The organism is Cellulomonas sp. P5_C5, from assembly GCF_054049655.1.
The window spans coordinates 1-19,067 of sequence record NZ_JBFULY010000026.1 but is presented as its reverse complement, the minus strand read 5'-3'; the positions used below and the strand labels follow the sequence as shown (position 1 = coordinate 19,067).

The window sequence follows — 19,067 nt, the reverse complement described above, 5'->3', positions numbered from 1 at the left end:
TCGATCGATCCCCTTCTCCTGCGCGTCGGCCCCGGGGTGACCGGGGCCGACGCGCCCGTTCAGACTCAGACCTGCTGGTCGCCCGTCCCGCTCTCGGTGGGCACGGCGGGCGTGTTGGCGGGAGCCGCGCCGCCGCGGGCCGCAGCGATCGACTCGTGCGCTGCTGCGACCACGGCCTCGGGCGTGAAACCGAACTCGCGGAACAGCGTCTCGGCGTCGGCCGACGCCCCGTAGTGCTCGATCGAGACCGACCGGCCCGCGTCGCCGACGAGCTTGTGCCACGACAGGGCGATGCCCGCCTCGACGGACACGCGGGCACGCACGGACGACGGCAGCACCGACTCGCGGTACTCCTCGTCCTGCTCCGCGAACCACTCGAGCGAGGGAGCCGAGACCACGCGGGTGGCGACGCCGGCGGCCTCGAGCGTCTCGCGGGCCGCGACGGCGATCTGGACCTCCGAGCCGGTGCCGACGAGGATCACGTCGGGCGTGCCGCTGCTCGCCTCGAGCAGGACGTACGCGCCCTTCGCCACGCCGTCGGTGGTCGCGAACCCGTCCTCGCCGCGCGGGAACGTCGGGACGTTCTGCCGCGTGAGGATGAGACCGACCGGACCGTCCGTGTGCTCGAGGATCGCGCCCCACGCCGCGGCGGTCTCGTTGGCGTCTGCCGGGCGCACGATGGTCAGGCCCGGGATCGCGCGGACCGCGGCGAGGTGCTCGATCGGCTGGTGCGTCGGGCCGTCCTCACCCAGGCCGATGGAGTCGTGCGTCCACACGTAGACGGCCGGCACGCCCATGAGCGACGCGAGGCGGACCGAGCCGCGCATGTAGTCGCTGAACGTGAAGAACGTCCCGCCGTAGGGCCGGGTCAGGCCGTGCAGACGGATGCCCGACAGGATCGCGCCCATGGCGTGCTCGCGGATGCCGAAGTGCAGCGTGCGCCCGTACTGGTCGCCCGCGAACTCGTGCGTCGAGCGCTTGGCGGGGATGAAGGACGGCTCGCCCTTCATCGTCGTGTTGTTCGAGCCGGCGAGGTCGGCCGAGCCGCCCCACAGCTCGGGCAGCACCGGGGCCAGCGCGCTGAGCACCTCGCCCGAGGCCGCACGCGTCGCGACCGACTTGCCGGCGGGGAACACGGGCAGCGACCCGGTCCAGCCGTCGGGCAGCTCGCCGGCGACGAGCCGGTCGAGGAGCGCGGCGTTCTCCGGGTTCGCGGCGTGCCACGCGTCGAACGCGCCCTGCCACTCCGCCTTCGCGGCGGCGGTGCGCGCCGAGAGGCCGCGCGTGTGCGCCAGGACCTCGGGGGCCACCTCGAACGTCTTCTCGGGGTCGAACCCGAGCAGCTCCTTCAGGCCACGGATGGCGTCGCCGCCCAGCTTCGAGCCGTGCGAGGAGTGGTCGTTGGTCTTGCTCGGCGTGGGCCACGCGATGAGCGTGCGCAGGCCGATGAACGACGGGCGGTCGGTGACGGCCTTGGCCGCCTCGATCGCGGCGTGCAGCGCGTCGACGTCCTCGCGGTACCCGTCCGGGCCGCCGGTCCAGTCGACGAACTGCACGTGCCAGCCGTACGCCTCGTAGCGCGCGACGACGTCCTCGGTGAACGCGATCTCGGTGTCGCCCTCGATCGAGATGTGGTTGTCGTCCCACAGCACGATGAGGTTGCCGAGCTCCTGGGTGCCGGCGATGGACGACGCCTCGCTGGTCACGCCCTCCTGCAGGTCACCGTCGGAGGCGATGACGTACACGTGGTGGTCGAACGGGCTGGTGCCGGGAGCGGCCTCGGGGTCGAACAGGCCCCGCTCGCGCCGCGCCGCCATCGCGAAGCCGACCGCCGAGGCGAGGCCCTGGCCGAGCGGTCCGGTGGTGATCTCCACGCCGGTCGTGTGCCGGAACTCCGGGTGGCCCGGGGTCTTCGAGCCCCAGGTGCGCAGCGCCTCCAGGTCCTCGATCTCCAGGCCGAAGCCGGCGAGGTAGAGCTGGATGTACTGCGTCAGGCTGGAGTGGCCCGCGGACAGGATGAACCGGTCGCGGCCCAGCCAGTGCGGGTCCGCCGGGTCGTGCCGGAGCACGTTCTGGTAGAGCAGGTACGCCGCGGGGGCGAGGCTGATCGCCGTCCCCGGGTGGCCGTTGCCCACCTTCTCGACCGCGTCGGCGGCCAGGACACGCACGGTGTCCACCGCCCGCAGGTCGAGGTCAGTCCAACCGACCGTCTCAGCCAGGGGAGCCTTCGCGTTCACCGAACCTCATTTCCACCCGGGCAGGGGTCCGGGTGTCGTGTCGGACGAGAATCTTCGACGTGATTTTCGACATGATTTTCGACATGAATCGACATCCGCGTCGGATGCCGGGCAGGTGGGACGTCACGCCGTCACGGCGGTCGTCGGACCGTGCCAACCGACCTTATAGCGCACCCGGGCAGGGACGCCGGGCGTGACCATCACCCGGCCGAGCGACCGATCTCACACGGCATGCCGGGCGATTCCGGCACCCGCGTCGCGCCCCGGCGCAGGTGCAGGCCGTAGCATGGCTGCGCGAACCACCCCCGCCGGAACACGAACGGAACCGCAGAGAGTGCGCCTCAGCAGCCCCCTGTCAGTCGATGACGCCGGAGCGTCCTCCGCGTCGACCCCGGGTGCTCCTGAGAAGACGGTCACCGTCGCGCCGTCCGGCCCCCTGTCCCGGCTGCGCCGGACGGTCGGCCCGTACGTCGCGCTGACCAAGCCGCGCGTGATCGAGCTCCTGCTCGTCACCACGCTGCCGACGATGATCCTGGCGCAGGGCGGCTTCCCCAGCTTCGGCCTGGTGCTCGCCACGCTCGTCGGTGGCGCTGCGGCGGCCGGGTCGGCGAACGTCCTGAACTGCTACCTCGACCGCGACATCGACAAGATCATGAACCGCACCAAGCGGCGACCGATCGTCACCGGCGAGGTCAGCCCGCGCGCCGCTCTGGTCTTCGGCCTGGTCCTGGGCATCCTGTCGCTCGCGTGGCTCGCCGTCATGGTGAACCCCGCGTCGGCGTGGCTGACGGCCGCGGCGATCCTCATCTACGTCGTCGGCTACACGATGATCCTCAAGCGCCGCACCCCGCAGAACATCGTCTGGGGCGGCGCTGCCGGGTGCATGCCGGTGCTCATCGGCTGGTCCGCGGTCACCGGTGGCCTCTCCTGGACCGCGGTGCTGCTGTTCGGGGTCATCTTCTTCTGGACGCCGCCGCACTACTGGCCGCTCTCGATGAAGTTCCGCCGGGACTACGCCGCCGCGGGCGTCCCGATGCTGCCGGTCGTGGCCAAGGACACCAAGGTCGCCCGCGAGATGATCGCGTACACGGTGGCGATGATCGCCTGCTCACTGCTGCTGGTCCCGGTGCAGGGCATGACCTGGGTGTACGGCGTCGTCGCCCTCGGCCTCGGGCTGTGGTTCCTCTGGGCGTGCATCGGTCTGCTGCGCCGCGCCGAGCACCCGGAAGCGGGCAAGCTGCGCGCGATGAGCGTGTTCCACGCGTCGATCACGTACCTCACGCTGCTGTCCGTCGCGATCGCGGTGGACGTGTTCCTGCCCTTCTGAGCGTGGCCACGTCGGCGCTCGACACCGCGGTCGAGCTCTACCTCGTCCATCTGACGGTCGAGCGCGGCCTGTCGGCGAACACCCTCCTCGCGTACCGCCGCGACCTGACCCGGTACACGGCGTTCCTCCAGGCCCGCGGTCGCCACGAGCCGGCGGACGTGGTCGCGCCGGACGTCGAGGCCTTCCTCCTCGCCGTCCGCACGGGCTCCGACGGTCGCACGCCGCTGTCGGCGTCGTCGGCGGCCCGCATCGTCGTCGCAGTCCGGGGGTGGCACAAGTTCCTGCTCCTGGACGGGGTCACCGGTCTCGACCCCGCCCGCGCCGTGAAGCCTCCCGCTCAGCCGAAGCGGCTGCCGATGGCGATCTCGGTCGCCGACGTCGAGCGGCTGCTGGACGCGGCCGGTGTGGGTGACGGCCCGGTACCGCTGCGCGACCGGGCCCTGCTCGAGCTCGTCTACGGCACGGGTGCGCGCATCTCCGAGGCTGTCGGTCTCGACATCGACGACGTGGACCGCACCCCGGGGCGCGCGACGATCCGGGTGGGCCAGGGGAGCAAGGAGCGCGTCGTCCCGCTGGGCTCGTTCGCGCTCGAGGCCGTGAACACCTACCTCGTGCGGGCGCGTCCCACGCTGGTGGCCGGGAGCACGGAGGGTTCCGCCGGGGTGTTCCTCAACACGCGTGGCGCACGGCTCAGCCGGCAGAGTGCGTGGGCGGTCCTGCGGGTCGCCGCGGAGCGCGCCGGACTCGCGGGTGCCGAGCACATCTCGCCGCACACGCTGCGGCACTCGTTCGCCACGCACCTGCTCGCCGGGGGAGCCGACGTCCGGGTGGTCCAGGAGCTGCTCGGGCACGCCTCGGTGAGCACGACGCAGATCTACACGAGGGTGACCTCGGACACCCTGCGCGATGTCGTCGCGGCCTCGCACCCCCGGGCGCGGTGAGCATCGGCCGCCCGTCGGACTGTCGCGCGGCCATCCGGTGCCGTGCTCCGGTAGGTTGTCCCGCGTGGTGAGCCAGCAGACGACCGACCCGCAGCTCGATGCCGTCGGGCGGCCCATGCCCGCGTTCCCCGAGCCCCCGCCCCTGGCGTCGCACGGCCCGGCCCGCGTGATCGCGCTGTGCAACCAGAAGGGTGGCGTCGGCAAGACGACGACGACCATCAACCTGGCCGCCGCCCTGGCGGAGTACGGCCGCAAGGTGCTCATCGTCGACTTCGACCCGCAGGGCGCTGCGTCCGTGGGCCTGGGCATCAGCCCGCACGAGCTGGACCGCACGGTCTACAACCTGCTCATGGAGCGGGACGCCGACATCCACTCGCTCATCCAGCACACGGCGACACCGGGTCTCGACCTGCTGCCCGCCAACATCGACCTGTCCGCGGCCGAGGTGCAGCTGGTGGGCGAGGTGGCACGGGAGTCCGTGCTGGCGCGGACGCTGCGCCCGGTCCTCGACGACTACGACGTCGTGATGATCGACTGCCAGCCGTCGCTCGGCCTGCTCACGGTCAACGCGCTGACCGCCGCGCACGGCGTGCTCATCCCGCTGGAGTGCGAGTTCTTCGCGCTGCGCGGGGTCGCGCTGCTCGTGGAGACCATCGAGAAGGTGCGCGACCGCTTGAACCCGCGCCTCGAGGTCGACGGCATCCTGGCCACCATGTACGACCCGCGCACGCTGCACGCGCGAGAGGTCGTCGCGCGCGTCAGCGAGGCGTTCGGCGACACCCTGCTGCACACCGTGATCAGCCGCACCGTGAAGTTCCCCGACGCCACCGTCGCCGCAGAGCCGATCACCACCTACGCCCCGACGCACTCGGGTGCTGCGGCCTACCGTCAGCTGGCACGTGAGCTCGTCGCCCGTGGCGACGCCGCCTGACGAGCGCGCGGTCCCGCCCGAGCAGCCCACCACCGGTGGGTCGATGTCGGCCGCGCCCGTGGGCACCCAGGCGTTCGAGGTCCATCTGACCAACTTCAGCGGCCCGTTCGACCTCCTGCTCGGGCTGATCGCCAAGCACAAGCTCGACATCACCGAGGTCGCGCTCGCGCAGGTCACCGACGAGTTCATCGCGCACATCCGCGGTGCCGAGAAGCAGTGGGACCTCGGGCAGGCCAGCGAGTTCCTGGTCATCGCCGCCACCCTGCTCGACCTCAAGGCGGCCCGGCTGCTGCCGTCGGCGGACGTCGAGGACGCCGAGGACCTGGAGCTGCTCGAGGCGCGTGACCTGCTCTTCGCGCGGCTGCTGCAGTACCGCGCGTACAAGCTGGTCGCCGCGGACCTGGCGGAACGGTTCGCGACCGAGGGCCGGCGTTTCCCGCGGCTGGTCACGCTCGAGCCGCACCTGGCGGCGCTGCTGCCCGAGCTGGTCTGGCAGATCGGCCCCGAGCAGCTGGCCGCCCTGGCGGCGAAGGCCGAGCAGCCGAAGGCGGCTCCGCCCGGTGTCGACATCAGCCACCTGCACGCCCCGGCCGTCAGCGTCCGCGAGCAGGCCGCCGTGCTGGTGGACCGTCTGCGGCACGGCGGGGCGATGTCGTTCCGGGCGCTCACGGCCGACGCCGGCGCGACGGTGGTCGTCGTGGCCCGGTTCCTCGCCCTGCTGGAGCTGTTCCGGGAGGGGGCGGTCGCGTTCGACCAGGTCACGCCGCTGGGCGAGCTGACCGTGCGCTGGACGGGATCCGAGGAGGGCGAGATCGAGGTGTCCGACGACTTCGACACCCTCGACACCACACTGGACGCTGAGCTGGCCCGTGACGGGTCCGCCGAGGAGGACGCATGACCGAGCCGACGGCTGACGACACGGTGGTCGAGGAGACGGCGACAGCCGACGAGCTCGCCTTCGACGTCGACGACCTGCCCGGCGGCGCCCTGGCCGCGCTCGAGGCGGTGCTCATGGTGGCCGACGAGCCCATCGCGGCCGTCCGGCTGGCCACGGTGCTCGCGCTGCCGACCGCCCGGGTGGAGGCGCTGCTCGAGGAGCTCGCCACCGAGTACCGCGGAGAGAACGGTGGCCGGCCGCGCGGCTTCGAGGTGCGACGTGTGGGGGAGGGCTGGCGGATCTACTCCGCACCCGTCTACGCGGACGTCGTCGGACGGTTCGTGCTCGACGGGCAGACCGCCCGGCTCACGCAGGCGGCGCTCGAGACGCTCGCCGTCATCGCCTACCGGCAGCCCGTGACGCGCGGTCAGGTCTCGGCGGTCCGTGGCGTCAACGTCGACGGCGTCGTCCGCACGCTCACCACCCGTGGACTTGTCGCCGAGGTGGGGACGGATCCCTCCAGCGGTGCGGTGCTCTACCAGACCACGGGATACTTCCTGGAGCGGATGGGGCTGTCCAGCCTGGACGAGATGCCCCCGCTCGCGCCCTACCTGCCGGACATCGACGCCTTCGATGGCGTCGACCAGGCGATCGGAGACAACAGATGAGCCCGCAGGAACGACGGTCAGGGGGCGCCGGCCAGTCCGGTKGTCAGTCCGGCGGMAGGGGCGGCGCGCCTCGGGGCAGCAGCGGATCCGGCGCCAGCCGGGGCGGCAGCGCGGGCGGGTACCGCGGCGGCAGCGGCGGCTCKGGTGAGTCCCGCGGCGGCAGCGGCGGCGGGTACCGCGGGGCCGGCGGCGGCGAGGGCTACCGCGGCAGCACCGGTGGCGGAGACGGGTACCGCAGCAGCGGTGGCGGCGGCTACCGCGGGAGCAGCACCGGCGGCGACACGCGCGGAGGCGGCAGCGGCGGTTCTCGAGACGGCGGCGGGTACCGAGGTGGTTCGGGCAGCGGCGGTGGCTCTCGTGACAGCGGCGGGTACCGAGGTGGTTCGAGCAGCGGCGGTGGCTCTCGTGACAGCGGCGGGTACCGCGGCGGTTCGAGCAGCGGTGGCGACTCGCGCGACAGCGGCGGGTACCGCGGCGGCTCGAGCACCGGTGGCGGCACGCGAGGTGCGACCGGCGGAGCGTCGCGTGGCGGACCGGGTGCCGGGGCGCGCAGCGGCGCGCCTCGTCCGAAGAGCGGGAGCGGCTACCCGCGCAGCGGTGGCACCGGACGCCCTCGCACCGACGGGGCGTCGAGCCGGCCGAAGAAACCGAGCCGCACGCCCGAGGTGACGATCGACGTGCACGACCCCGACGGCGTGCGCCTGCAGAAGGTGCTCGCGGCGGCAGGGCTCGGCTCGCGGCGCGCGTGCGAGGACCTCATCTCGGCCGGGCGTGTCACGGTCGACGGCAACAAGGTGCTCGAGCTGGGCGTCCGCGTGGACCCGCTCACGGCGGTCATCCACGTGGACGGCATGCGGGTGCAGCTGGACTCGTCGATCATCACGATCGCGCTGAACAAGCCCAAGGGCGTGGTCTCGACCATGCACGACCCCGAGGGCCGCCCCTCGATCGGGCAGTTCGTGTCTGACCGCGAGGAGCGGCTGTTCCACGTCGGCCGGCTCGATGCCGAGACCGAGGGCCTCATCCTGCTGACCAACGACGGCGACCTGGCCAACCGGCTGTCGCACCCGTCGCACGGCGTCACCAAGGTGTACCTGGTGCAGCTCGAGGGCCGCGTGACGCCCTCGCTGGGCACCCGGCTGATCAAGGGCGTGGAGCTGGAGGACGGGCTGGCCAAGGTCGACAAGTTCCAGATCGTGCAGACGACCCCGCAGGCGAGCCTGGTGGAGATCGAGCTGCACGAGGGTCGCAACCGGATCGTGCGGCGGATCTTCGACGAGGTCGGCTACCCGGTCACCCAGCTGGTCCGAACCCAGATCGGCCCCATCCGCCTGGGCGACCTGAAGCCGGGCCGTACGCGCGTGCTGTCGAAGACCGAGGTGGGCTCCCTGATGACACGGGTGGGCATGTGACGCTGGCGACGCGAGGGCCGGTGCGCATCGTCGGCACCGGCCTGCTCGGCACGTCCGTGGGTCTCGCGTTGAGCACCCACGGTGTCGACGTGGTCCTGCACGACCCGTCCCGCACCGCCCTGGCGCTGGCGCGGGACGTCGGCGCCGGTCGGCCCGCCCGTCCCGACGACGCAGCACCGACCCTGATCGTCGTCGCCGCCCCGCCCGACGTGACCGCCGACGTGGTCCGCGCGGAGCTGGAGGCGTACCCGGACGCCGTGGTGACCGACGTGGCGAGCGTGAAGGGGTACGTGCTGGCCGAGCTGAGGGCCGCGGGTGCGGACCTCACGCGCTACGTCGGGTCGCACCCGATGGCGGGCCGTGAGCGGTCCGGCCCGTCGGCCGCCGTCCCCGACCTGTTCCTCGGCCGGCCCTGGGTGATCGCCGACTCGGGCTCGTCGCACCCGGACGCGGTCCTGGCGGTCCGCTCGCTGGCCGTCGACCTCGGTGCGGTGCCCGTGGCCATGGACGCCGACGCGCACGACGCGGCCGTCGCCGCCGTCTCGCACGTCCCGCAGGTCGCCGCGAGCCTCGTCGCCGCGAGGCTGCGGGGGGCCGACGACGCCGCACTCGGACTGGCGGGTCAAGGGCTGCGCGACGTGACCCGGCTGGCCGCGTCCGACCCCGCGCTGTGGACCTCGATCCTGGCGGCGAACGCGAGCGCCGTGCGTGACGTCCTGCGGGACCTGCGCTCCGACCTCGACACCGTCATCGACGCGCTCGGGCAGGCGGCCGCCGCCGACGGACCCGAGACGATCGAGCTGGGCGCGCTGGCCACCCTGGCGCAGGCGATCGCCGACGGGAACGCCGGCGTCTCCCGCATCCCCGGCAAGCACGGCGGCGCGCAGCGGGTCTACGGCGTCGTCACGGTCCTCGTGCCCGACGCGCCGGGCGAGCTCGCGCGGCTGCTGACCGAGGTGGGGGAGGCGGGGGTCAACCTCGAGGACCTGCACCTGGAGCACGCGGCCGGTCGACCGGTCGGCATGGCGGAGATCTCGGTGCTGCCCGGTCGGGTGGAGCACCTCGAGGCGGAGCTGACTGCCCGCGGATGGAGACTGGTGAGTTGAGCAAGGCAGTGGTCGTCGCGATCGACGGACCTTCGGGGTCCGGCAAGTCGAGCGTCTCGCGCGGGGTGGCGAGCGCCCTGGGACTCGCCTTCCTCGACACGGGCGCGATGTACCGGGCAGCGACATGGTGGTGCCTCCACCAAGGGGTGCCGCTCACCGATGTCGATGCGGTCGCCGGTCAGGTGCGCACCCTGCCGCTGGTCATGGGTGTCGATCCGCTGAATCCGACCGTCCACGTCGACGGGATCGACGTCGGCGAGGCGATCCGGACCACGGAGATCTCGGCGGCCGTCAGCGCGGTCGCGACCAACCTCGAGGTACGCGCCGAGCTCGGGAGGCTCCAGCGTGCGGAGATCGAGTCGGCGCGCGTGCGCGGGCGCGGCATCGTCGCCGAGGGGCGTGACATCACCACGGTCGTCGCGCCCGACGCGGACGTCCGGGTGCTGCTGACCGMGAGCGAGGAGGCGCGCCTCGCCCGACGGGCCCGCGACGTGCACGGCACCGCCGACGCCGCCGCGGTCGAGGCGACCCGCGACCAGGTGCTGCGTCGCGACGCCGACGACTCGACCGTCGTGCAGTTCCACGTCGCCGCCGAGGGGGTCGTGACGGTGGACTCGTCGTACCTGGACCTCGAGCAGACCGTGCAGGCCGTGCTCGACGTCGTCGAGTCGGTCGTCGGCCCTCGCCCGTGAGCACGCCCGCCGGACCGACGGAGCGCGGTCCGCGCTGGGCGCGCTGGATCGGCCGGTTCCTCGCGCGCGGGGTGTGGGACACGGACGTGACCGCCGCGCACCTGGTGCCCACCGACGGGCCGGTCCTGTTCGCCGCGAACCACACGGGCATCGTCGACGGACCGATCCTGCTCGGTGTCTCGCCGCGGCCCTCGCACATGCTGGTGAAGTCGGAGATGTTCTGGGGCCCGGTCGGCTCGGTGCTGCGCGCGGCCGGTCAGATCCCCGTCGAGCACGACGGCGGGCGGTCCGCGCTGAACAGTGCGCTGGTCGTGCTCCGGCGCGGTGGCGTCGTGGGGGTCTTCCCCGAGGGGAACCGCGGCAAGGGTGATGCGGCGAGCGCGCGCGCCGGGATCGCGTGGCTCGCGCTGAACGGCCACGCCCCGGTGGTCCCGGTCGCCGTGCTCGGCACGCGCCGGACGGGGGAGTCCGTCGGGCACGTGCCCGGCCTGCGGCGTCGGCTGGCGATCGAGTTCGGGGAGCCGCTGGTCCTCGAACGCTCACCGGGCATGTCGGGCCGGGCCGCCCTCGAGGGCGCGAACGAGTCGATCCGGGTGGCGCTCGCCGAGCTGGTCGACCGGGCCTGCGCACGGACCGGCCTGGTCCTGCCGACCGACGACCCGAACAGGGAACGCGCGCTCTGATGGACTGGGCCTGGGACCCGAGCCTCTACGAGGGCAGCGCCCGGCACTACGCCGTGGGTCGGATGGCCTACCCGGCGGAGCTCGCCGACGCGTTGCGCGACGCGCTCGGTCTCGACGGCACCGGGCGTCTGCTCGACGTCGGCTGCGGACCCGGGTCCCTGACGCTGCTGCTCGCCCCACTGGTCGCGTCGGCCGTGGGTGTCGACGCAGACCCCGGGATGATCGCCGAGGCTCGGCGTTCGGGCGCAGCAGGGACCGAGTGGCGACAGCTGCGTGCCGAGGCGCTGCCCGCGGACCTGGGGACGTTCCGGCTGGTGACGTTCGCGCAGTCGTTCCACTGGATGGACCAGCCGCAGGTCGCCCGCGCGGTCCGTCCGATGCTCGAGCCCGGCGGGGCGTGGGTGCACGTCTTCGCGACGACGCACCGTGGGGTGGAGGGCGACGACGCGCTCCCGCACCCCCGACCGCCGTGGGACCAGGTCGACGAGCTCGTCGCCGCCTACCTCGGGCCGGTCCGCCGGGCGGGCCAGGGTGCGCTGCCCTTCGGGACGCGCAGCGGCGAGGAGGACGTCATGCGCGACGCCGGCTTCCAGGGACCGGAGCGGCTCGCGGTGGTGCGCGGCGATGTCGTGGAGCGCTCGACGGACGAGGTCGTGTCCGCGGTGTTCTCGCTGTCCAGCGCCGCCCCGCACCTGTTCGGGCCACGCCTGTCGGAGTTCGACGACGACCTGCGCCGGGTCCTGCGACAGGCGTCCCCGAGCGGCACCTTCGCGGAGCGTGCGCGTGACGTCGAGGTCGTCATCTGGCGTCCGTGACGGGACTCTCGCGCCGGGAGTCGTCCCCGGGTCCGTGCACAGGGGACAATGGGTGCATGACTGAGCCCGAGCCGACCTTTGCGCTGCCCGACGAGACCGGCGACGCCGACCGTGAGCGGGCGCTGCGCGCAGGGCTCACCGAGTACGAGCTCGAGGATGAGGACCTTGCCCTCCTGCACGCGGGCGACGTCGGTGAGATCGGCGAGGAGCCGGTCGTCGTCTTCCCGGTGCTCGCGGTCGTCGGCCGACCGAACGTCGGCAAGTCGACCCTCGTCAACCGGATCCTCGGTCGCCGCGAGGCCGTCGTCGAGGACAAGCCCGGGGTCACGCGCGACCGCGTGAGCTACCCCGCCGACTGGTCGGGCACGCGGTTCACGCTCGTCGACACCGGCGGGTGGGAGGTCGACGTCGCCGGCATCGAGGCGCGCGTCGCCCAGCAGGCGGAGGTCGCCATCGCCCTGGCCGACGCCGTCATCTTCGTCGTCGACGCCACCGTCGGCGTCACCGAGACCGACACCCAGGTGGTCCGGCTGCTCCGCAAGGCCGGCAAGCCGGTCGTGCTGTGCGCCAACAAGGTCKACGGCCCTGCCGGGGAGGCCGACGCGGCCAACCTCTGGTCGCTCGGGCTCGGCGAGCCGTTCCCCGTCTCGGCCCTGCACGGCCGCGGCACCGGCGACCTGCTCGACGCCGCCATCGACGCGCTGCCCGAGGTCTCCGCGCACGGCACCCCGATCCCCGACGGTCCCCGTCGCGTCGCGCTGGTCGGTCGCCCGAACGTCGGCAAGTCCTCGCTGCTGAACAAGGTGCTGGGCGCCGAGCGCGTCGTCGTCGACTCCGTCGCCGGCACCACGCGGGACCCGGTCGACGAGCTCGTCGCGCTCAAGGGCAAGCCGTGGGTGTTCGTCGACACCGCCGGCATCCGGCGCCGCGTGCACCAGACGTCCGGCGCCGACTTCTACGCCTCGCTGCGCACCCAGGCCGCGATCGAGAAGGCCGAGGTGGCCGTCGTCCTCGTGGACGCCTCCGTCAAGCTGACCGAGCAGGACACCCGCGTGATCACGCAGGTCATCGAGGCCGGTCGTGCCCTCGTGATCGCGTACAACAAGTGGGACCTCATGGACGAGGACCGCCGCCCGTTCCTCGAGCGCGAGATCGAGCAGGACCTCGTGCAGGTGCAGTGGGCGCCCCGCGTGAACATCTCCGCCAAGACCGGCTGGCACACCGACCGCATGGTCCCCGCGCTCGAGCGGGCGCTGGACTCGTGGGACACCCGCATCTCGACCGGGCGCCTCAACGCGTTCCTCGGGGAGCTCGTCGCGGCCCACCCGCACCCGCTGCGCGGCGGCAAGCAGCCCCGCATCCTCTTCGCGACGCAGGCGTCCACGCGCCCGCCCCGCTTCGTCATCTTCGCGACCGGCTTCCTCGACCCCGGCTACCGCCGCTACATCGAGCGTCGCCTGCGCGAGACGTTCGGGTTCGAGGGCACCCCCATCTCGATTTCGGTACGGGTGCGGGAGAAGCGCAAGCGGTGACGCCGGAGGGGTCCGTGCAGCACCGACGCCCTCTCCTGAGGCTCGGCCTGCCCCGCGACCCCGCGTCGAGCAGCCACATCACCGGGTTCCTGGTGACGACCCTGGCGACCGTGATCGTGACGCGCCTGCTGCTGGACCTCACCGGGTTCCCGCAGCTCGGCGGCGGGGGAGTGCACATCTCCCACGTGCTCTGGGGCGGCCTGCTCATGGCCCTCGCGTTCGTCGGCCTCATGACGTTCATCGGTCCCGTGGCGCGTCGCGCCGCCGTGCTGCTCGCCGGGGTGGGCTTCGGCTTGTTCATCGACGAGGTCGGGAAGTTCGTCACCTCCGACTACGACTACTTCTGGGAGCCGACGGCCGCGCTCATCTACCTCGTGGTCATCGGGCTCGGACTGTTCGCCGACGTCCTGCAGCGACGCCACCCGCGCGACCCCGCGGAGTACCTCGCCGCCGCGGCGGACCAGGCCGTCTCCGGCCTCGCCGGAGGCTTCAGCACCCGCGAACGCACCCGCGCCCGCTGGTACCTGTCCCGCGCCGKGGACGTCCCGGGTGCTGCCGAGGTACGCGCCCTGCTCGACGCCGTGGAGCACGACGCCGCTGAGGTCCCCGACCCCGTCGGCGCCACCTCGCGGTGGGTYGTCGCCGCCTCCCGCTGGCTCGTGCGCGCCCGATGGGTCCCGTGGGTGACCGTCGCCGTCCTCGTCGCCACGTCCGTCGTGACGCTCGCCCGCGGCATCTACGGATGGACCGCTTCCGCCGACCAGCCCGTCTGGTTGGTCGCCGGTCTCCTGCTCAGCGGACTCGCGTCCACCGCGTTCGCCGTCGTCGGGCTCGTCCGGGTCCGCCGCGACCGCGAGGCCGGCTACCGCTGGTTCCGTCGAGCCGTCCTCGTCGCCCTCCTGATCACCCAGATCTTCCTGTTCCGGCTCTCACCCTGGGACGCGACCCTCGGGCTGCTGGTCGACCTGGTGATCCTCGGCGTCGTCGCCGCCGAGCTCGACGTGATCGCCGATGACCGGACCACCTCGCCCGTGGGGTAGAGTTTCCGAGGCTTCTGCGGGAGCCATCGGGCTGTGGCGCAGCTTGGTAGCGCACTTGACTGGGGGTCAAGGGGTCGCAGGTTCAAATCCTGTCAGCCCGACAGTGAATGTCCAGGTCAGCGGCTTTTCGGGAACGATCCGAAGAGCCGCTGACCTCTATCTAGGAGCCTTCGGGACCCTAAGTCTCAATGGATTGCCCCGTACGCCGACCAACCGACGCCGGCGAGGGCGTCCCTGGCCGATGCGTTGACGTCGTCGAGATCGATCGACTCGCTTTCCGGGCGTCGGCACGCGCTCGCCGATGAGCGGGAGGGACGGCGGCATCGAGTCGGTGCGCGCCGACCGCAGTCAGCCGCGACCCCGGCCGTCAGTGGACGGCCGCCATCACGCGGTCGGCCGTCGTGTGGCCGAGGTAGTAGCCGTCGTCCATTGCGTCTCGGAAGTGGAGGCCGCCCCAGACCCGGGCGTTGAGGGCGTCGTGCTCCAGCGCGGTCAACGTGGCATAGCTGCGCGTGATGGGCCCGGCCGTGAGGACCAGCGCGGTGTCGTCACCGAGCGTCCGGCGCAGTACCTGCGCGAACGGCGACGTCGCGCCGGCGTGCCCGCTCGTGTAGTCGGCGTACGCCGGGTTGGCCACCAAGGGCACCCAGTTGTCCTGAGGCGTGGTCGCAGGGTTGTCGTCCGTGTCCGCGCCAGCAATGGCCTGGACGGGCCGCCAGTACCCGATCTCGTACTTGAGCCGCCAGGTCGCGATGAACGAGGTCACGACGGCTGCGTCGATCCGGGCGAAGAGGCGGGTCGTCGGCAGCAGACCCGGCGGCTCGGCGGCGAGCAGGTCGCACACTGCCGTGCGGTACATGAACATCGGGTTGTTCGCGAAGAACTGCGCGATCGTCGTCTGGTCGCCGGTGCGGGTCGTCGAGCCGACGTTGCCGACCACGCGGACCTCGTCGTAGTCCCGCGCGTAGGCGGCACTGGTGATGGGGTCCGGCCCGTCGAGGACGACGGGGCGGATGCGCACGACCGGGTCGACGTAGCCCAGCCAGGGCAGGGCCATCGCGCCCCCCGGTGCAGGCTGCCAGACCCCAGGAGCGGGTGGCTTGCTGTAGACGTACGTGGGGTCGAAGCGGCCGTCGTCGACGCGGGAGGCAATCATCCTGTCCGCGGCGGCGGCACCGATGGCCACACCGGCGTCCTGCTTCGCGCCGTCGCGGACCCTCGCCAGGCTATTGACGAGGTCGGTGTCGAGCGCGGCCGCGGATGCCGGGAAGTACTCGACGAGCACGTCGTGCGCGGCCGTCGCTACCGCGGCCGCCGCTGCATGCATGCCGTGCCGCTGCGCCTTCTTCGCAGCGTCGTGGACGGCGAGCGACGTGAAGGCGAGGTAGAGCGCGCCGAGCGGCGGCGCACTGCCAGCCTCGGTGTAGATGGTCCGCCGTCCGCTKCCAGTCGACGGCGATCGATGATCCGAGCRGCTTGGCGCTCGCCGCCGATCCGACGACCGGCACCGTGATCAGGGGGGCGAGCAGGACCGCAGCGGCAACCGCAACGATGCGACGACGGGGGTGCATGAGGCGCACCTTTCCTCGAAGTTTCGTCCCAGTCTCGAACCGGCGGCGGCGTGACCGCCATGCGCATTTCCGCGAATCTTCGCGGTGCTCCACCGGCGCTGGACGCCGGGGGGCATGGGGACGAGACTCGGGACGTGCCCGTCGGGGCCGGCGGGCACGGAGAGCGAGTCATGGCCGACCTGCTGCTGCGCGAGAGGGAGCAGACCGTCGTGCGCGCGCTGCTCGCCTCCGAGCCGGCGCCCGGCGCGGCCCTCCCGGGAGAGTGCGTCCTGCCCCACCTCGCCCGGCTGGTGGACTGCGACGCGCTCGGCATCACGCTGCTCGACGGGACGGGTCCGATCGTCGGCGGGGTGGGCATGATCCACGACTGGACGAAGGGATATGCCCTGCGTGCCGGCGCCGGTCCGGTCCCGCTCGGCGAAGACGAGCTCTTGGGGGAACCTCCGCGCGACAGCTCGTCCGTAGGCTGGACCCCCCACCTGCTGACGGTCGGAGTTCGAGACGGCACGGGCCACGTCGTCCGGCTGTGGCTGGTTCGCCGGAGGAGTCGGTTCTCGGCTCGGGACCGAGCCCTGCTCRGCCTCGTCGCCCCGGCGCTGGAGCGACTGCTGCGCGAGCGTCCGACGCCGGCAGCGCCGCTCTCCCTCACCGCGCAGGAGAGGCGCGTCCTACGGATGGTGGCGGCAGGTCTCTCCAACGCCGAGATCGCTGAGCGGCTCTTCGTGGCACTGGCCACCGTCCGCAAGCACCTCGAGAACGCGTACCGGAAGCTCGGGGTCACCAACCGCCTCGCAGCGGTGTGTGCGCTCGAGGGCCGCCGCCCGGCCGACCTCGACCGCGTCGACGCCCTCGCCTGAACGCCGCGCTCGGGGGTGCACGCGCTCCTCGTCGTCGAGCTTCTTGCCAAACCAGCCGAGATGCTCCAGAGGCCCGTCGACTTGGAGCCCGGTCGGTACTTCCGATCGGCGCCGTAGTCCGGGCAGCGCGTCTCCGTGGACTGGGAGCGGGATCCAGTGCATCGGGCCTGTCGAACGCGCGCCGCTGCGGTTGAATGCGGACTGGTTCGGGCGGGATTACGCTCCGACCACGACACATCCTGACGGAGGTTCCGATGACGGTCACGGACGAGTACCTCGAGAACAACCGCACCTACGCGAAGACGTTCACCGGCCCGCTCCCGATGCCGCCGTCGCGACACCTCGCGGTCGTCGCGTGCATGGATGCGCGGCTGGACGTGTACGGGATCCTCGGCCTCGGCGCGGGGGAGGCCCACGTCATCCGCAACGCCGGCGGTGTGGTGACCGACGACGAGATCCGGTCGCTGGCCATCAGCCAGCGGCTGCTGGGTACCCGGGAGATCGTGCTCATCCACCACACCGACTGCGGCATGCTCACGTTCACCGACGACGCGTTCAAGCAGTCGATCCAGGACGAGACGGGGATCAAGCCGGAGTGGGCCGCCGAGTCGTTCACCGATCTCGACGTGGACGTCCGGCAGTCGATCGCGCGCATCAAGGCCAGCGCGTTCGTGCCGCACAAGGACGCGATCCGGGGGTTCGTGTTCGACGTCGCGACGGGGCTGCTCACCGAGGTGAGCCAGGGAAGGGCTTCGACCGGACCGGAATAGAGTGCGAAGCCCTGGCTCGTTGACGAGGTGTGGGGTGCGGACATGGTCGAKGATCGGGTCGCCGAGTTCCATCGGTTGCATCGAGCGGGGTGCTTCGTGATGCCGAACCCGTGGGACGTCGGGAGCGCACGGCTCCTGGAAGGTCTGGGATTCCCGGCGCTGGCCACGACGAGCGCCGGCTTGGCCTGGTCGCTCGGACTCCCGGACGCACAGGTCACCCGCGACCAGACGCTCGAGCATCTCCGTCGGATCGTCGGCGCGGTATCGGTGCCGGTCAACGCCGACTTCAAGGACGGCTACGCCGTGGATCCCGCCGGCGTCGCGGCGAACGTGAGGCTGGCCGCGGAGACGGGGATCGCCGGACTCTCGATCGAGGACTCGTCAGGAGACGAGGCCCACCCGTTGTTCGACCTCGAGCTGGCCGTGGCGCGGGTGGCTGCGGCACGCCAGGCGATCGACGAGAGCGGCACAGGCATCGTCCTGACGGGTCGCTCGGAGGGGTTCGTCTGCGGCCGTCCGGACATCGACGAGACGATCAGACGGCTCCGTGCGTACGCGGACGCCGGCGCCGACTGTCTCTACGCCCCGCGGATCGAGAACCTGGAGCACGTGTCCGCCATCGTGGCCGCGGTGGCACCCAAACCGGTGAACCTCCTGATCAACTCCCCGTTCACCACAGTTGCCGAGGCCGCGCAGCTCGGGGTCCGCCGCATCAGCGTGGGGGGCACGCTCGCGCGTACCGCGTGGGACGGGGTCCTGTCGGCCGCGACGGAGATCGCGGAGCGGGKGACGTTCTCGCGGTTCGAGCGCCTGCCCGACGTCGAGGGTGTGTTCGGCGGTTGAGAGTGTCGACGCGACGACCGAGGAAGGCGAGACACCCTGAGCTGCACCCCGTAACGTCGGCCGTCCGGACACGGCTGCCGGGCTGACGCATCGGGAGGAGCGCAGTAATGGTCGATGCGTTCGGCTGGGGGCTGCTCGCGGCCAGCTCTCTGGTGGTGGGCGCGCTCGTGGCGCTGTTCCTGCGCATCCGGACGCGGACCATCGGGCTGATCATGGCGTTCGGCGCCGGGGTCCTGATCAGCGCCGTCGCGTTCGACCTGGTCGAGGTCGCGTCGGACCTGTCCACCGGGAGCGGCGCGCTGATCGGTGGTCTGTTCGCCGGGTGCCTGGTGTTCTTCGGCGGGGACCTGCTCATCGGTCGGTGGGGCGGTGGCGATCGCAAGGACGTGAGCGGCGGGCAGCAGAGCGGGTCGGCGCTGGCGATCGTCCTCGGGACGGTGCTCGACGGCATCCCCGAGTCGATGGTGATCGGGCTGACGATCTTCCAGGGCGGTGAGGTCGGCGTCGCCTACCTCGTCGCGGTCTTCATCTCGAACCTGCCGGAGGCGATCGGCTCGACCACCGGCCTGGCGACCGCCGGCTGGACCCGTGCCCGGATCTTGTGGATGTGGGTGGCGATCGCGGTCGTCTCGGGCGCTGCCTCCGCGRCCGGCTACGGCCTCTTCCAGGACGCGCCCCCCGCTGTGCTCGCGTTCGTCCTCACGTTCGCGGCCGGCGCGATCCTGACGATGCTCGCGAACACGATGATGCCGGAGGCGTTCGAGG

At 72.3% G+C, this 19,067-nt stretch carries 18 protein-coding genes, 1 tRNA gene and 1 pseudogene; 17 read left to right on the top strand and 3 right to left on the bottom strand.

Annotation, left to right across the window (positions count from 1 at the left end; genetic code table 11):
* Nucleotides 1-65 precede the first annotated feature (65 nt).
* Entirely contained in the window at nt 66-2,237 is a 2,172-nt protein-coding gene (tkt, locus tag ACXJKF_RS17610; protein ID WP_456789015.1) for a transketolase, read from the bottom strand.
* A gap of 334 nt (nt 2,238-2,571) precedes the next feature.
* On the opposite strand from tkt, the gene ACXJKF_RS17605 reads away from it, so the two are divergent.
* The 13 genes from ACXJKF_RS17605 to ACXJKF_RS17545 all read left to right on the top strand — a co-directional run bounded on the left by ACXJKF_RS17605 (nt 2,572) and on the right by ACXJKF_RS17545 (nt 14,362).
* Nucleotides 2,572-3,564: a heme o synthase gene (locus ACXJKF_RS17605; RefSeq protein WP_456789014.1), complete on the top strand. Its 993-nt coding sequence runs from the start codon at nt 2,572-2,574 to the stop codon at nt 3,562-3,564.
* Between the two features lie 2 nt (nt 3,565-3,566).
* Nucleotides 3,567-4,505: a site-specific tyrosine recombinase XerD gene (locus tag ACXJKF_RS17600; protein WP_456789013.1), complete on the top strand. Its 939-nt coding sequence runs from the start codon at nt 3,567-3,569 to the stop codon at nt 4,503-4,505.
* Between the two features lie 115 nt (nt 4,506-4,620).
* Entirely contained in the window at nt 4,621-5,436 is an 816-nt protein-coding gene (locus tag ACXJKF_RS17595) for a ParA family protein (protein WP_235523205.1), read from the top strand.
* Entirely contained in the window at nt 5,420-6,334 is a 915-nt protein-coding gene (locus ACXJKF_RS17590) for a segregation and condensation protein A (RefSeq protein WP_456789053.1), read from the top strand. The genes ACXJKF_RS17595 and ACXJKF_RS17590 overlap by 17 nt, the downstream gene beginning before the upstream one ends.
* Nucleotides 6,331-6,981 carry an SMC-Scp complex subunit ScpB gene (gene scpB, locus ACXJKF_RS17585; RefSeq protein WP_456789012.1) on the top strand — a complete coding sequence of 217 codons (651 nt, stop codon included), beginning with the start codon at nt 6,331-6,333 and terminating at the stop codon, nt 6,979-6,981. The genes ACXJKF_RS17590 and scpB overlap by 4 nt, the downstream gene beginning before the upstream one ends.
* A gap of 665 nt (nt 6,982-7,646) precedes the next feature.
* Nucleotides 7,647-8,393, top strand: coding sequence for a pseudouridine synthase (locus tag ACXJKF_RS17580; protein ID WP_456789011.1), 747 nt, complete (start codon nt 7,647-7,649; stop codon nt 8,391-8,393).
* Nucleotides 8,390-9,499 (top strand): prephenate dehydrogenase, encoded by a 1,110-nt coding sequence (locus tag ACXJKF_RS17575; protein WP_456789010.1) that lies wholly within the window; start codon nt 8,390-8,392, stop codon nt 9,497-9,499. Before ACXJKF_RS17580 ends, ACXJKF_RS17575 begins: the two co-directional genes overlap by 4 nt.
* Complete coding sequence (gene cmk, locus ACXJKF_RS17570) at nt 9,481-10,191, top strand: (d)CMP kinase (RefSeq protein ID WP_456789009.1); 711 nt, start codon at nt 9,481-9,483, stop codon at nt 10,189-10,191. The genes ACXJKF_RS17575 and cmk overlap by 19 nt, the downstream gene beginning before the upstream one ends.
* Complete coding sequence (locus ACXJKF_RS17565) at nt 10,188-10,874, top strand: lysophospholipid acyltransferase family protein (protein WP_456789008.1); 687 nt, start codon at nt 10,188-10,190, stop codon at nt 10,872-10,874. The genes cmk and ACXJKF_RS17565 overlap by 4 nt, the downstream gene beginning before the upstream one ends.
* The gene (locus ACXJKF_RS17560) at nt 10,874-11,689 is read left to right on the top strand and encodes a class I SAM-dependent methyltransferase (RefSeq protein ID WP_456789007.1); all 816 of its coding nucleotides are present in this window, start codon (nt 10,874-10,876) and stop codon (nt 11,687-11,689) included. The genes ACXJKF_RS17565 and ACXJKF_RS17560 overlap by 1 nt, the downstream gene beginning before the upstream one ends.
* Before the next feature lie 56 nt (nt 11,690-11,745).
* A complete protein-coding gene (der, locus tag ACXJKF_RS17555) occupies nt 11,746-13,221 on the top strand; it encodes a ribosome biogenesis GTPase Der (protein WP_456789006.1) in 1,476 nt (491 codons plus the stop codon).
* A gap of 14 nt (nt 13,222-13,235) precedes the next feature.
* Nucleotides 13,236-14,261: a hypothetical protein gene (locus tag ACXJKF_RS17550; protein ID WP_456789005.1), complete on the top strand. Its 1,026-nt coding sequence runs from the start codon at nt 13,236-13,238 to the stop codon at nt 14,259-14,261.
* A gap of 27 nt (nt 14,262-14,288) precedes the next feature.
* Nucleotides 14,289-14,362 (top strand) — tRNA-Pro (locus ACXJKF_RS17545).
* 266 nt (nt 14,363-14,628) lie between these two features.
* On the opposite strand, the gene ACXJKF_RS17540 is transcribed toward ACXJKF_RS17545, so the two are convergent.
* A complete protein-coding gene (locus tag ACXJKF_RS17540; RefSeq protein ID WP_456789004.1) occupies nt 14,629-15,588 on the bottom strand; it encodes a vanadium-dependent haloperoxidase in 960 nt (319 codons plus the stop codon).
* 414 nt (nt 15,589-16,002) lie between these two features.
* On the opposite strand from ACXJKF_RS17540, the gene ACXJKF_RS17535 reads away from it, so the two are divergent.
* Nucleotides 16,003-16,689, top strand: coding sequence for a helix-turn-helix domain-containing protein (locus ACXJKF_RS17535; RefSeq protein WP_456789003.1), 687 nt, complete (start codon nt 16,003-16,005; stop codon nt 16,687-16,689).
* Nucleotides 16,690-16,707: 18 nt separating this feature from the next.
* Here ACXJKF_RS17535 and ACXJKF_RS17530 read toward each other — a convergent pair.
* A pseudogene (locus tag ACXJKF_RS17530) lies at nt 16,708-16,851 on the bottom strand (hypothetical protein); the annotation flags it as partial.
* A 92-nt stretch (nt 16,852-16,943) separates the two neighbouring features.
* On the opposite strand from ACXJKF_RS17530, the gene ACXJKF_RS17525 reads away from it, so the two are divergent.
* The 3 genes from ACXJKF_RS17525 to ACXJKF_RS17515 form a co-directional block, all read left to right on the top strand.
* Nucleotides 16,944-17,459, top strand: coding sequence for a beta-class carbonic anhydrase (locus ACXJKF_RS17525; RefSeq protein WP_456789002.1), 516 nt, complete (start codon nt 16,944-16,946; stop codon nt 17,457-17,459).
* A 42-nt stretch (nt 17,460-17,501) separates the two neighbouring features.
* Nucleotides 17,502-18,302, top strand: coding sequence for an isocitrate lyase/PEP mutase family protein (locus ACXJKF_RS17520; protein WP_456789001.1), 801 nt, complete (start codon nt 17,502-17,504; stop codon nt 18,300-18,302).
* Nucleotides 18,303-18,409: 107 nt separating this feature from the next.
* Nucleotides 18,410-19,067: ZIP family metal transporter (locus ACXJKF_RS17515; RefSeq protein WP_456789000.1), on the top strand; the 658-nt coding region annotated here is incomplete at its 3' end.